This is a genomic window from Pseudomonas marginalis (genome assembly GCF_024169655.1).
GTDB lineage: Bacteria > Pseudomonadota > Gammaproteobacteria > Pseudomonadales > Pseudomonadaceae > Aquipseudomonas > Aquipseudomonas paraveronii.
Genome location: NZ_JALJWV010000001.1, coordinates 41,332 through 55,239 on the forward strand (window position 1 = coordinate 41,332; position 13,908 = coordinate 55,239).

The following is a 13,908-nucleotide window of genomic DNA, read 5'->3' on the forward strand; positions in this document are numbered from 1 at the left end:
CCTGAACCTCCGCTATCGGGGTGTACGGACGGAGACATCCTTTACAAACGAGACCGGGGACATCCTTTACGTTTCTGGGTGCTGGATAGCCGGCTTGCACCGCTGTCTAGCCTACCCAGTGGATAGTTACATAGGTACATGTCCCACACGTTGTCGTCCACTTCTCGCAGTCCAACGGACTCTCCTACCAGTGACTCACTCAAAAAGATCATCCTGCCCCTCCACTTCATTGACCCGTCTGTTCTGACCTTGCGTACCTCCATATCCGCTCCATATTCGGCAGGAGGTACCCAGCCTGTATAGATCCTTGGCGATTTATCGTACAGATCGTTCGGCACCTTCATGTCTAACGCCTCGTGCGGCCGATCATGATTGAATTCCTGTCGAAATCGTTCAAACGCCAACTGCTGCTGCACCATATTGGCTTCTGGCGTCTTCAGTAACGCGGCCTTGAGTGAGCGATGCATACGCTCATGCCGCCCGTTCTGATCGGGTCGCCCCGGCTGAATACGCTCTGGGTAGATACCCAGTCGTATCCACCAGACGGCCAGACTCGAGAGCCTGCTGAGACCGGTTGAGGCGAAGGGTGAACCGTTGTCAGTCCGGATGACATCAGGCAGACCGTACTCGCGAAAAGCCCAGTCAAAACCCTCGCGGGCCCCAGCCACACTGGGCTGCGCACGACACAACAATATGAATCTGCTGGCCTGATCCGTGAGTGTCAGCGGGTAACAGCGTCGGCCATCCGCCATTAAAAAGTCGCCTTTGAAGTCAGCGGCCCACGTTTGATTGGGGAGATCTGCCGGGCGAAGTTTGACGGGGCCGGTAGGCGGGCGATTGCGCTTGCGCCGCTCTTGAACCAGTCCCGCTCGTTTGAGCCATTCCCCTGCCGTGCTGGGTGCCGGCCAATGACATTCCGGATAGCGATTGGAAAGGACCTTGACCAGCTTTTTGGGGCCCCAGTCATGGTGTTGATGCTTGAGCTCGATTAGAGCAGCAATATGCGCATCGCACGTTTGAAAAGGGCTTGAGAGTGGACGGCGTGAGGCGTCCTTGAGCCCGTCCAGGCCAGCAGTGGCATACCGTTGCAGCCACTTGTCCAAGGTCGGTCGACTAATGCCGTAGCTCAATGCCAGTTGACGTTTTGAATAGGCGCCGGACAGCCAGTCGCCTATCAATCTGACTTTTTGATCCATCGGGGACTCTCGATTCCATGACATGGCCAGTTACCTCCTGGCCATGATTAATACATGTAAACGATGTCTCCGGTTTCAAACGTAAAGGATGTCTCCGGTCTGTACCGGGGCAAGCCCCCTCCCACATGGGTCATGCGGCGTTGCGGCTATCGCTGAAACCCGCTTTACTTACCCACGCGCAGCCTGAACGGCAGGCTGCACAGCGATCCTGAAGCCGACACCGATCCAAATGTGGGAGGGGGCTTGCCCCCGATAGCGGCAGATGAGTCAACCATGTGTTGCCTGAATCTCCGCTATCGGGAGCAAGCCCCTTCCCACATGGGTCATGCGGCGTTGCGGCTATCGTTGAAGATCCAACCCTCACACTGAAAGCCGCTTTACTTACCCACGCCACGCATCCGCTAAAATGTTTCAAAACTTGACGCATTCAGCGCCATCCACCATATTGTTAGTTAGCAAACTAACTGTATGTGAATGATCCAGTGCCCAAGACCCTCGAACAACTCCAGATGAACCTCAGCAGCAGCATGGTGGTGGGCGCCCGTAATTGGCGCAAAATCTGCCAGAGCACGCTGGTGAGCTACGGTATTTCCGAAGCCTGCGCCGTGCCGTTGTTGATGATCGGCCGCCTGGGCGACGGCGTGCATCAAGTCAAAGTGGCCCAGGCTTCGGGGATGGAAAGCCCGTCGCTGGTGCGCCTGCTCGATCAACTGTGCAGCGGCGGCTATGTGTGCCGCGCTGAAGACGCCCACGACCGCCGCGCCAAGGCTTTGAGCCTCACCGTGCGTGGTCGCGAGCTGGTGCAGGCGGTGGAGGCGCAACTGGTGCGTCTGCGCCGCGACGTGCTGGCCGATATCGCGCCTGCCGACATGGAGGCTGCGTTGCGTGTGTTGCGCGCCTTTGAAGCCGCCCATCAACATCATGCGGTTGCGGCATCTTGAGGGGATTTTTTACCGGCATGCCGCCGGCCAAGGACTGGTTCTACGGGGCACGCACGTTCGCTGCGTCGATGATCGCGTTGTACATCGCCATGCTCATGCAAATGCCGCGTCCGTACTGGGCGATGGCCACGGTGTACATCGTCTCCAGCCCGTTTGTCGGGCCGACCAGTTCCAAGGCGCTGTACCGCGCCATCGGCACCTTCATGGGCGCGGCGGCGGCGGTGGTGTTCGTGCCGATGTTCGTGCAATCGCCCTACCTGCTGGTGGTGGTGATTGCGTTGTGGACGGGCACCCTGCTGTTTCTCTCCATGCACCTGCGCACCGCGAATAACTACGCCTTGATGCTGGCCGGCTACACCTTGCCGCTGATCGCCTTGCCGGTAGTGGACAACCCCCTGACGGTGTGGGACGTGGCCGAAGCGCGCACCGAGGAAATCTTTCTCGGCATCGCGGTGGCGGCGGTGGTCGGCGCGATGTTCTGGCCACGGCGCCTGATGCCGGTGTTCGATGGTTCGGTGGCCAAGTGGTTCAGCGACGCCCAGGTCTACAGCCAGCGCTTTCTGAGCCGCAACGTGGCGCCGGCGGAAGTCAGCGCCTTGCGCGGCGGCATGGTCGCCACCTTCAACACGTTGGAGTTGATGATCGGCCAGTTGCCCCACGAAGGCGCCCGGCCGCAGACGGTGCGCAACACCAAGGAATTGCGCGGGCGGATGATCCACCTGCTGCCGGTGGTGGATGCGCTCGACGATGCGCTGTACGCCATCGAACACCGTGCGCCGGAGTTTCTCGAAACGCTCGCGCCGTTGTTGGAGGCGACGGATCAGTGGCTGCACAGCACCACCGAATCGGCCCCGTTGGAACGCTGGCGCACCCTGCGTGACCAACTCGACGCGCTGCAACCGGCAGGCGAAGCGCTGGACGATCGCCACATGCTGCTGTTCTCCAACGCCCTGTATCGCCTGGGTGAGTGGATCGACCTGTGGCAAGACTGCCGCAGCCTGCAGGCCGCGATCCAATGCGAAAGCCAGGACACCTGGCGCGCCGTGTACCGCCACTGGCGCCTGGGCCGGCTGACGCCGTTTCTCGACCGAGGCCTGATGCTCTACTCGGCGTTTTCCACCGTCACCGCGATCATCGTCGCCTCGGTGCTGTGGATTCTGTTGGGCTGGACCGACGGCGGCAGCGCCGTGATCCTGGCGGCCGTCGCCTGCAGCTTCTTTGCGTCGATGGACGACCCGGCGCCGCAGATCTACCGCTTTTTCTTCTGGACCGCCATGTCGGTGCTGTTCGCCAGCCTGTATCTGTTCCTGGTGCTGCCCAACCTGCACGATTTCCCCATGCTGGTGCTGGCGTTCGCGGTGCCGTTTATCTGCATCGGCACACTCACGGTACAGCCGCGTTTCTACCTGGGCATGCTGCTGACGCTGGTGAACACCTCGTCGTTCATCAGCATCCAGGGCGCTTATGACGCCGACTTCCTCAACTTCGCCAACGTCAACCTGGCCGGGCCTGTGGGCCTGCTGTTTGCCTTTGTGTGGACGCTGATCGCGCGGCCCTTCGGTGCCGAGTTGGCCGCCAAGCGCCTGACCCGTTTCACCTGGTACGACATCGTCGGCCTGACCGAACCGGCGACCCTGGCCGAACACCGGCACCTGGCCGCGCAAATGCTCGACCGCCTGATGCAGCACCTGCCGCGCCTGGCGATCATCGGCCATGACACCGGGGTCGCCCTGCGCGATTTGCGCGTGGCGCTGAACCTGCTCGACCTGCTGGCCTACTCGCCACGGATCTACGGCGTACCGCGGGTGTTGCTCGGCCAAGTGGTGGAAGGCGTCGGCGCTTACTACAAGGCCTGCCTCAAGGCGGGTCGACGCTTGCCCTCGCCCAGCGGCCTGCTGATGATCCTCGACCGCACGCGCCGCGCCCTCAACGGCCAAGGCCTGCAAGACGAAGACGACACCCGCCTGCATCTGTTGCATGCCCTGGCGGGCCTGCGCCTGGCGCTGTTGCCCGGCGTGGAATTGATTGGCGGCACCGAGACCGAAGCGCCGCTGCCTGATGGAGCGCCTTTATGATCGGTGATCTGGATATCAGCGGGGTGTTCCTGCCCACGTTGCTGGTGCTGATGGGCATTGCTTACGTGTTGTTTTTGCTGGTGCATGGGTTGTTGACCCGTCTGCACTTCTATCGCCTGGTCTGGCACCGGGCATTGTTCAACGTGGGGCTCTACGCGCTGTTACTGGGCGCGGTGGACTCACTCAGTCGATACCTGATGACATGAAAAAACCTTTTTTGACCATCGGCCGTGTCGTCCTGACGTTGTTGATCGTGAGCTTCGCGGTCGTCGTCGTATGGCGCATGGTCATGTACTACATGTATGCGCCCTGGACTCGTGACGGCCACATCCGTGCCGACATCGTGCAGATCGCCCCGGACGTGTCCGGATTGATCCAGCGGGTCGACGTGCGCGACAACCAACTGGTGAGCAAAGGCCAAGTGCTGTTCGCCGTCGATCAGGACCGCTTCAAGTTGGCCCTGCGCCAGGCCCAGGCCGCCGTGGCCGACCGCCAGGAAACCCTGGCCCAGGCCCAGCGCGAGTACAAGCGTAACCGTGGCCTGGGCAATCTGGTGCCGAGCGAGCAACTGGAAGAAAGCCAGTCCCGCGTCGCCCGTGCCCAATCGGCCCTGGCCGAAGCGCAAGTGACGGTGGACTCGGCCCAACTCAACCTCGACCGCTCGGTGATCCGCAGCCCGGTGGACGGCTACGTCAACGACCGTGCGCCGCGCACGCAGGAGTTCGTCACCGCCGGGCACCCGGTGCTGTCGGTGGTGGACAGCAACTCCTTCCACATCGACGGCTACTTCGAAGAGACCAAGCTCGACGGCATCCACGTCGGCATGGGCGTCGATATCCGTGTGATTGGCGACGGCGCCCGCCTGCACGGCCATGTGCAGAGCATCGTCGCCGGTATCGAAGACCGTGACCGCAGCAGCGGCGCCAACCTGCTGCCCAACGTCAACCCGGCGTTCAGTTGGGTGCGCCTGGCCCAGCGGATTCCGGTGCGCATTGCGTTTGACGAGGTGCCGGCGGACTTTCGCATGATCGCCGGGCGCACGGCGACGGTGTCGATCATCGGCGACAAGCCCAAGGACGGAGCCCAGCCATGAAGCAGATTGTGGCAACCGCTGCGCTGGGTGTGCTGTTGTCAGCCTGCCAGGTGGTCGGCCCGGATTACCGACTGCCGGACACGGCCGCGATGAACCGTGGCGACCTGCAAGGGCAACTGGCGGGCGAGGGCGCCAACGTGGTCTCGGCGCCGGTGCCGGCCGACTGGTGGAAGCTGTACAAAGACCCGCGCCTGGATGAACTGGTGCGCCAGGCCATGGCCTCCAACACCGACCTGCGCGTCGCCGCCGCGAACTTGCAGCGGGCGCGCTATCAGGTGCAGGAGGCTCAATCTGTCGGCGGTTGGAGTGCCGGCGCCAAGGCCGAGGCCCAGCGCCTGCAAGAGTCCGGTGAAGCGTTTTTGCTCTCGGAAAAAGTCCCGGTGGGCAATATCGGTAGCGTGGGCATCACCACCTCGTATCAATTCGATCTGTTCGGCACCCTGCAACGCGGCATCGAAAGCGCCCAGGCCAGCGCCGATGCAACCCAGGCCGCAGCCGATATTGCGCGGATCACCCTGGTCGCCGATGTGGTGCGTTCCTACACACAGGTTTGCGCGGCCAACGAAGAACTGGCGATCGCCAACCAATCCCTCGACCTGCAAGCCCAGAGCACGACGCTGACCCAGCGCCTGCGCGACGCCGGGCGCGGCGATGAAACCCAGGTCACCCGCTCGCAAACCCAGTACAAATCCTTGCGCGCCGATATGCCGCGCTACGAAGCTGCGCGCCAGGCCGGGCTGTTCCGCCTGTCGATGCTGCTGGCCAAGCCGGTGGACCAACTGCCGGCGGGCACCGGCACGTGCGCCGAACTGCCGCACATCGCCCAACTGCTGCCGGTGGGCGATGGCGCGACGCTGCTTAAACGTCGCCCCGACGTGCGCCAGGCGGAACGCCAACTGGCCGCCGCCACCGCACGTATCGGCGTGGCCACGGGCGCGCTGTATCCGGATATCAGCATCGGAGCCAGCATTGGCACGGTCGGGCTGCTCGACAACCTCGGCACGCCCGCCGCCAACCGCTGGGGGTTTGGCCCGATGATCAGTTGGACCGTACCGACCAATGGCGCCCGTGCGCGCATCCACGAGTCCGAAGCGGCAACCCAGGGCGCCCTGGCGCACTTCGACGGGGTGGTGCTCAACGCCATCCGCGAAACCCAGACCGGCCTGGCGCAGTACACCGCGCAGTTACAGCGCCGCGATGCGCTGGCTGAAGCCGACGCATCGGCCAAGGAAGCCGCCGACCAGACCCACCGCTTCTTCCAGGCCGGCCGTGCGTCGTTCCTGGCCGACCTGCAAGCCACGCGCACCTACACCGATGTGCGCGCGCAACTGGCGGCGGCCAACACCCAGGTTGCCATGAGCCAGATCGATCTGTTCCTGGCCCTGGGCGGCGGTTGGGAAAGCGGACGAACGCAAGCCTCACAGCCCGGCAAACCCTGAGCAGGTAGCTATGCTTTGTCAGGCGGGCCGCCATGTTTTTTGACCGACAGGGGGCTCGCCTGACACAGCTCGCGTTTGCTCATGGGGATTCCAATAATGAAAAACCCTTATGCTCCCGCTTTCTGGTGCGTGTGCTTCGCACTGGTGTTGTTATCGGCGGCCTACTTCTACGGCGTCATGCTCGCTCACCGAATCGACACGGCCATGGTGTTTCTCGACAGCGCCTGCCTGGTGATCGGCACCTTGTCCATCGGCGTCGTCGCCTGGGCGTCCTACCAAAACCAAAAGGTGAAGAAAAAGCTCCTCGAACAAGGCAAGACCCGCGTTGCGATCTGGGACACCAAGGTCGCCCTGCGCCGGGTCGAAACCGTGTTCGACCGCTATTTCTGGGGCAGCTATTGGCAGCCCGGGCGCACCTTCCAGGAAGTCATGGGCGACCTGACCGGCACGCCGCTGGAAAAAAGTCTCGAAACCCTGAAAAAACAATGCGTGCTGCTCGATCGACAAGTTGCCGAGGGTAGGCATTGGCTGAATAACGCGCGGGAATTGTCCGATGTCGCCACGCAGATGGCCCGAGAGCGCTACCAATTGGACTTTTGTGATCCCAAGGTCGATACCCCCGGCAATGCCGTGATACACCGTGAATTCGAGGTGTTGGTGTACACCTGGACCGCCCGTTTGAAGAGTTTCGACCACCAGTTGGACGAGATCGAAATGGAATACTCCTGAACTTGTGTAGAACTGATCCCTCTGAAAGTCTGGGCCGTTCGCGGCCCCCAGTGCTAATCTTCCCCCCGTTTTTCGGCGGGCTTGAGCCAACCTCACTTGGGGTTCAAGGAAGACAGCCCACTTCTCACAGGATTTGATCAGGTCACTTCATGAATAAGCCAGCAGTCGTTCTTTTGGGTTTCGTTGTCGCCGTTGGCGTCGTCAGTGCAGGCGGCGCCTGGTTCACCGGTAAACAACTGGAACCGGTGCTGCAAACCGCGATCCAGAACGCCAACAAGGAACTCAAGACCTCCATGGCCGGTGTCGACGGCACGATGGCCCTTGAGCTGGTGTCCCTGGAACGTGGCGTATTCAGCAGCACCGCCCATTACCGCCTGAAAGCACAAGGCGCGGTCTTCGGCGAAGACAACCCGAACCCTGAATTGCTGTTCGTCGACCATATCGAACACGGCCCGCTGCCAGTCTCGCGCCTGGTCACGCTGAAATGGCTGCCGGTCATGGCCACCAGTCACTATGAGCTGGAAAAGAACCCCACCACCGAGAAGTGGTTTGCCGCCGCCAAAGACGTGTCGCCGCTCAAGGGCGTGGCCAACATCGGCTACAGCCTTTCGGTCAACGGCAACGTCGAATTGCTGCCGCTGGAGTTCAAGGACGATAAGTCTTCCGTGAGTTTCTCCGGCGCCAACCTGAACTTCGACGGCAGCGCCGAAGGCAAGAAGGTCAAGGCCGACGGCTACATGAACAGCCTCAAGGTCGCCGTCGTCGACGCCAATGGCGCGCCGTTCGAAGCCGAACTGGCCGGGCTGACCGTGGCCAGCAACCTGGATAAATCCACGTTCGGCTTCTACACCGGGCAGAACACCGTGGAACTGAGCGACACCAAGCTCACCATGGGCCCGCAGAAGGCCGTGCTGACCCTCAAGGGCTTCGAGCAGAAAGACACCAGCGAAACCAAGGACAACAACCTGGCCGGCCGCGTCGACTACAAGATCGACGAGATCGGTTACCAGGGCAAACCCGTGGGTTCAGCCGCCATGGCCCTGAGCATGAAAAACGTCGACGTGCCGTCGATGCTGGTGCTGACCAAGCTCTATCAGGACAAAATGGCGCCCGTGCAGGCCGCCGCTGCCGCCGGTGAACCGGTACCCGAGCTGCAACTGAGCGACGCCGAGCAAGCCCTGGCCGATACCAACGTCAACCAACTGCTGGCCGCCAAGCCGCAAGTGGCGGTGGAAAACCTGTCGCTGAAAACCACCCGTGGCGAAAGCAAATTCAACCTGATCGTGGACCTGGCCAAGCCGAGCAGCATGGAACTGCCGCCGATGGAGCTGGGCAAGCAGATCATCGCGTTGCTCGATGCCAACCTGAGCCTGTCCAAGCCGATGATCGCTGACGTTGCCGCCCTGCAGGCGCAGCTCGCCGGTGTGACCGAACCTGAAGCAATCGAGCAGCAATCCCAGTTGGCCAGCGAGATGGTCAGCGGCGTGGCCGTCGGCACGCAACTGGCGACCCTGGTCGGCAGCGACGTGGTGTCCAAGCTGCACTATGCCAACAACGAAGTGACGTTCAACGGCCAGAAGATGACCGTTGAACAATTCCTCACCTTCCTCATGTCCAAAGTCGGTGCGATGAGCGGCGCGCAGTAATAATTGCGGCACCGTTAAAAAAAAATCTGCGGGGGCGGAGTTGCGGGTGATACGGGTCAAATAGTCGCCATGGCGATTGGCTGATACCTCGTTATCTCCGGCAAGTCCGCCCCCGTATTCATTTTTTTAGTGTGTCGGGCAATTCTGAACAATTGTTCTGAATTGGACTTTTTCCTATTTTCTTGAGGGATAGTTCCCACAGGAAAGCTAGGCCGGGTCCCGAGACGCCGGCACCCTGCAGCAAATTGCTCAGGACCACCTATCGTTACAGCTTTCCGTGTGTAAGGAAGCTCACGATATGTTGCCAAACCCACCACTCAGTGCATCAGGCCGGTTGCGACTGCTCGTCGGGGTCGCCTTGTGCAGTCAGTTGCTGATGCCCACCTTTGCCGTGGCCGACCCGGCCTATGACGCGCTGATCATCCAGGCGCGCAACGGCAACTTCACCCCCGCGCTGACCCAACTGCGCCAGCTGTCTGCCGAACGCCAGACGCCGGGGCAGGTCAGCGACCATCTGGTGATCGCCGGGTGGGCCGGCCAGGACGCCGAAGTGCTGAAGGTGTATGAAGCCCAGGGCAAGAATCGCAACCTGAACACCCAGGCGCTCGCCACGGTGGCACGCACTTATCGCAACCAACAGCAGTGGGCCAAGGCCGAGGCGGTGTATCGCCAGGCATTGCTGCGTGAACCGAACAATACCGACCTGCAACTCGGCCTGGCATTGACCCAGGCCGACGGCGGCCAAGCCAGCGAGGCGGTGCAGCGCACCCGCGCAATGGTCGCGGCCAAGCCCGACGACCCCAACCGGCGCATGGCCCTGGGCTACGCGCTGACCCGCGCCGGTTTGAACTACGACGCTTTGTTCGAGTTCGACCAAGCGTTTATCCGCGCCGGCGACAAGCCCGAAGTCGCCCGCGAATACATCGTCGCCCTGCAAAAGGCCCGCCTGCCGGAGCCGGCCTTGCGTCTGGCGGCCCAGCGTCCGGGCTTGGTGGACGCCGTCACCCAGCGCCGCCTCGAAGGCGACCTGGCCGCCGAGCGGGTACGCATGGCCGAGTTCGCTACGCGCACTGAAAAAGAACGCTACGTCATCGCCGACCGTGCCCTGCAGGACTATGACAAACTGCTCGCCCGCTGGACCCCCGACGCCAGTGCCCATGACGACGTGGTGCGCTGGCGCATCGACCGCCTGGGCGCGCTCAAGGCCCGGGCGCGTACCGCCGAGGTGATTCGCGAGTACGAAACCCTCACGGCCGAAGGCGTGCAACTGCCAACCTATGCGGTGCGCTGGGTGGCGGCGTCCTACCTCGACCAGCGCCAGCCGGAAAAGGCCGAGCCGCTGTATCGTCAGGCGCTGAGCGCCACCGACGCCGAGCCCGATGATCGGGTCGAAGACAGCACGGCCTTGTTCTACGCCCTGCAGGAAAGCGACAAAGGTCTCGAAGCCCGCAAGGTTGCCACTACCCTCGCCGACAACCAGAAACCGCGGGTCGAACTCAAAGGCCTGCCCATCGGCAACCCCAACGATGCATGGATGGATGCCCAGCAACTGTCGGCGCAGTCCGGCGTGTACGGGGGCGATCTGCCGGGCAGCGAAGCCGGCCTGGATGCCCTGGTAGCACGGGCTCCGGGCAACGTCGGCCTGCGCCTGGCCCAGGCTGACATGTACCGCGCCCGCGACCTGCCACGGCGCGCCGAAGCGATCCTCAAGGAAACCGAAGCCCAGGTGCCGCGCGACATCAGCCTGGAAGTGTCCCAGGCCTACACCGCCATGGATCTGCAGGAGTGGCGCCAACTCGACGTGCTCGCCGACGACGTCATCGCCCGCAATCCCGACAGCCGCCAAGTGCAGCGCCTCCAGCGCCTGCGCAGCGTCCACGACATGGCCGAAGTGCGCGTCGAGGCCTACACCGGCAAAAGCTATGGCGGCGGTAATAACGGTGACGTGGGGGCTGTCACCGGTAGCCGTGACTGGGGCATTGAAAGCGTGATCTACACGCCGCCCATTGATGAAGACTGGCGCTTGTTCGCCGGCGCCGGCTACGCCACCGCCGACTTCTCCGAAGGCACCGGCCAGCACCGTTGGCAGCGTGTGGGGGTGGAGCGGCGGACCCGCGACATGACCCTGGAAGCCGAGGTGTCCAACCACTCCTACGGCTTTGGCTCCAAACAGGGCGCGCGCGTGTCGATCGCCCGCGACATCAACGATAACTGGCAATACGGCGCCAGCCTCGATTACCTCTCGGCCACCACACCGATACGTGCGCTGAACGCCGACATCACGGCCAACGGCGGCAGCGGCTTCATCCGCTGGCGCGCCAATGAAAGCCGTGAGTGGAAGCTGTCCCTCAGCCCGTCGCACTTCAGCGACGGCAACGACCGCATCGAAACCTTGCTCACCGGCCGCGAGGGCATCTACAGCTCGCCGGGCGTGCAAGTGGACCTGGGCCTGGAAGTCAGCGCCAGCCACAACAGCAAGGCCGACACGGTGTACTTCAACCCGAAGTCGGACTTCAGCGTGTTGCCCACTGTCACCGTCAACCATGTGCTCTATCACCGCTACGAGACCCAGTGGAGTCAGCAGTTCCAAGTCGGAGCGGGTACGTATAGCCAGAGGGATTATTCCACCGGCGGTGTCGGCTTGATCGGTTACGGCCAACGCGTTCGCTGGAACGACGTTCTCGAAGCCGGCGCCAACCTGAGCCTGATCAGCCGACCCTATGACGGTGATCGCGAACGCGATCTGCGCCTGCTCGTCGACCTCACTTACCGTTTCTAGAAGAGCCTGACCATGACTGTCCTCAGCCGTTGCTTGCTGGTCTTGGGTGTATTGCTGGCCAGTGCCTGTGCCCAGCAGCCCGCCCCTTTCACTCCACCCGCCGAGCGGCCGACCCCGGCCAACGAAGTGCCGTGGCCGAAAAACCATTTCCTGGGCATTGCCTACCACGACGTCGAGGATCGCGACCCCGACCAGGCGGTGGTGGCGGTGCGTACCGAACGTTTGATCGAGCAGTTGGCTTGGCTGCGGGAGAACGGTTACCAGGCGGTCAGTGTCGACCAGATCCTCGCGGCCCGCCGTGGCGGCCCGGCGTTGCCGCCGAAAGCCGTGATGCTCAGCTTCGATGATGGCTATTCGAGCTTCTATACCCGCGTGATGCCGATACTGCGGGCCTATCACTGGCCGGCCCTGCTCGCGCCGGTCGGCACCTGGATCGACACGCCGCTGAACCAACCGGTGGACTTCGCCGGCTCACCGCGCCCGCGAGGTGAGTTCCTGACCTGGCAGCAGATCCGCGAAGTGTCCCGCTCCGGCCTGGTGGAAATCGCCGCGCACACCGATGCCAGTCACAAAGGGATATTGGCCAACCCCCAGGGCAACCTGGAGCCGGCGGCGACCTCCCTGCGCTTCGATCCGGCCACCGGCCGTTATGAAACCCAGGCGCAGTTCGAGGCGCGGATGCGCGCGGATGTCGTGGCGATCTCCAACAAGATCCGCAGCGTCACCGGCAAGGCTCCGCGGGTGTGGGTATGGCCCTACGGCGCAGCCAAGGGCACCTCGCTGGCGATCGTCGGCGAGCAGGGCTATGAGATGGCCCTGACTCTGGAAGATGGCCTCGACAGCTCGTCCAACCTGATGAACAGCCCGCGCTTCCTGGTGGCGTCCGACCCGGACGGCGAACATTTCGCCAACAGCATCGTCGCGGTGCAAACCCAGGCACCGCTGCGGGTGCTGCATGTGGACCTGGATAACGTCTACGACCCGGACCCGGCCCAACAAGCGCGCAACCTCGACCAACTGGTGCAGCGCGTGGTGGACATGGGCGCGGGCACCGTGTTCCTGCAAGCCTTCGCCGACCCCAAGGGTGACGGCCTGGTGCATCAGCTGTACTTCCCCAACCGCCACTTGCCGGTGCGTGCCGACCTGTTCAACCGTGTCGCCTGGCAGTTGCACACCCGTGCCCATGCCAGCGTGTATGCCTGGATGCCGGTGCTCAGTTTCGCCCTCGACCCCAAGCTGCCGCGCGTGACCCGCTGGGACCCGGAGACCGGCAAGGTCGGCCTCGACCCGGATCAATACCAGCGCCTGTCGCCGTTCGACCCGCAGGTGCGCAAGATCATTGGCGAGATCTATGAGGACCTGGCCCGCAACAATGCCATCGACGGCGTGCTATACCACGACGATGCGTTGCTGTCCGACTTCGAAGACGCCAGCCCTGCGGCGCTCAAGGTCTATGCCGCCAACGGCCTGCCCGCCAGCATCGCGGCCCTGCGCGCCGACCCGGCGGTGATGCAGCGTTGGACGCGCTTCAAGAGCCGCTACCTGATCGATTTCACCCAGGAGCTGACCGCCAAGGTCCGCGCCATCGGTGGTCCACAGGTGCAGACCGCGCGCAATATCTTCGCCGAGCCGATGCTCAATCCGTCGAGCGAAGCGTGGTTCGCGCAGAACCTCGATGACTTCCTCCAGGCCTATGACTGGACCGCGCCGATGGCCATGCCGCTGATGGAAGGCGAGACGCTCAAAAATTCCAACGCCTGGCTGGAAAAACTGGTCGCCACGGTCAAGGCGCGTCCCGGCGCACTGGACCGTACCGTATTCGAACTGCAAGCCAAAGACTGGCGCACCAAGGCCGCGCCGGACCTGAACGGTGCGCAATTGGCCGAATGGATGGGCGTACTCAAACGCCAGGGGGTCACGAGTTTTGGCTACTACCCGGACAACTTCCTGGAAAATTCCCCGGACTTGAAAACCGTGCGTCCGGCCCTTTCCAACCAATGGAACCCTTGA

10 protein-coding genes are annotated in these 13,908 nt (G+C 62.9%); 9 read left to right on the top strand and 1 reads right to left on the bottom strand.

What is annotated here, in order from left to right; all coding sequences use genetic code 11:
• Nucleotides 1-41: 41 nt before the first annotated feature.
• Nucleotides 42-1,220 (bottom strand): integrase core domain-containing protein, encoded by a 1,179-nt coding sequence (locus J2Y83_RS00170; RefSeq protein ID WP_425262813.1) that lies wholly within the window; start codon nt 1,218-1,220, stop codon nt 42-44.
• Nucleotides 1,221-1,705: 485 nt separating this feature from the next.
• Between J2Y83_RS00170 and J2Y83_RS00175 the strand changes: the two genes are divergently transcribed.
• The 9 genes from J2Y83_RS00175 (at nt 1,706) to pgaB (ending at nt 13,908) form a co-directional block, all read left to right on the top strand.
• On the top strand, nt 1,706-2,137 hold the full coding sequence (locus tag J2Y83_RS00175) for a MarR family winged helix-turn-helix transcriptional regulator (protein ID WP_253400321.1): 432 nt from the start codon (nt 1,706-1,708) through the stop codon (nt 2,135-2,137).
• Nucleotides 2,134-4,212 carry an FUSC family protein gene (locus tag J2Y83_RS00180; RefSeq protein ID WP_253392450.1) on the top strand — a complete coding sequence of 693 codons (2,079 nt, stop codon included), beginning with the start codon at nt 2,134-2,136 and terminating at the stop codon, nt 4,210-4,212. Before J2Y83_RS00175 ends, J2Y83_RS00180 begins: the two co-directional genes overlap by 4 nt.
• A complete protein-coding gene (locus tag J2Y83_RS00185; protein ID WP_046385111.1) occupies nt 4,209-4,418 on the top strand; it encodes a DUF1656 domain-containing protein in 210 nt (69 codons plus the stop codon). The genes J2Y83_RS00180 and J2Y83_RS00185 overlap by 4 nt, the downstream gene beginning before the upstream one ends.
• A complete protein-coding gene (locus J2Y83_RS00190; RefSeq protein WP_247404227.1) occupies nt 4,415-5,305 on the top strand; it encodes an efflux RND transporter periplasmic adaptor subunit in 891 nt (296 codons plus the stop codon). Before J2Y83_RS00185 ends, J2Y83_RS00190 begins: the two co-directional genes overlap by 4 nt.
• Nucleotides 5,302-6,744: an efflux transporter outer membrane subunit gene (locus J2Y83_RS00195; RefSeq protein WP_253392452.1), complete on the top strand. Its 1,443-nt coding sequence runs from the start codon at nt 5,302-5,304 to the stop codon at nt 6,742-6,744. The genes J2Y83_RS00190 and J2Y83_RS00195 overlap by 4 nt, the downstream gene beginning before the upstream one ends.
• A gap of 96 nt (nt 6,745-6,840) precedes the next feature.
• Nucleotides 6,841-7,473, top strand: a complete 633-nt coding sequence (locus J2Y83_RS00200; protein ID WP_253392454.1) for an NADH:ubiquinone oxidoreductase subunit N — start codon at nt 6,841-6,843, stop codon at nt 7,471-7,473.
• A 149-nt stretch (nt 7,474-7,622) separates the two neighbouring features.
• On the top strand, nt 7,623-9,119 hold the full coding sequence (locus J2Y83_RS00205; RefSeq protein WP_253392456.1) for a YdgA family protein: 1,497 nt from the start codon (nt 7,623-7,625) through the stop codon (nt 9,117-9,119).
• A 298-nt stretch (nt 9,120-9,417) separates the two neighbouring features.
• Nucleotides 9,418-11,898, top strand: coding sequence for a poly-beta-1,6 N-acetyl-D-glucosamine export porin PgaA (gene pgaA / locus J2Y83_RS00210; protein WP_253392458.1), 2,481 nt, complete (start codon nt 9,418-9,420; stop codon nt 11,896-11,898).
• 12 nt (nt 11,899-11,910) lie between these two features.
• Nucleotides 11,911-13,908, top strand: coding sequence for a poly-beta-1,6-N-acetyl-D-glucosamine N-deacetylase PgaB (gene pgaB / locus J2Y83_RS00215; RefSeq protein WP_253392460.1), 1,998 nt, complete (start codon nt 11,911-11,913; stop codon nt 13,906-13,908).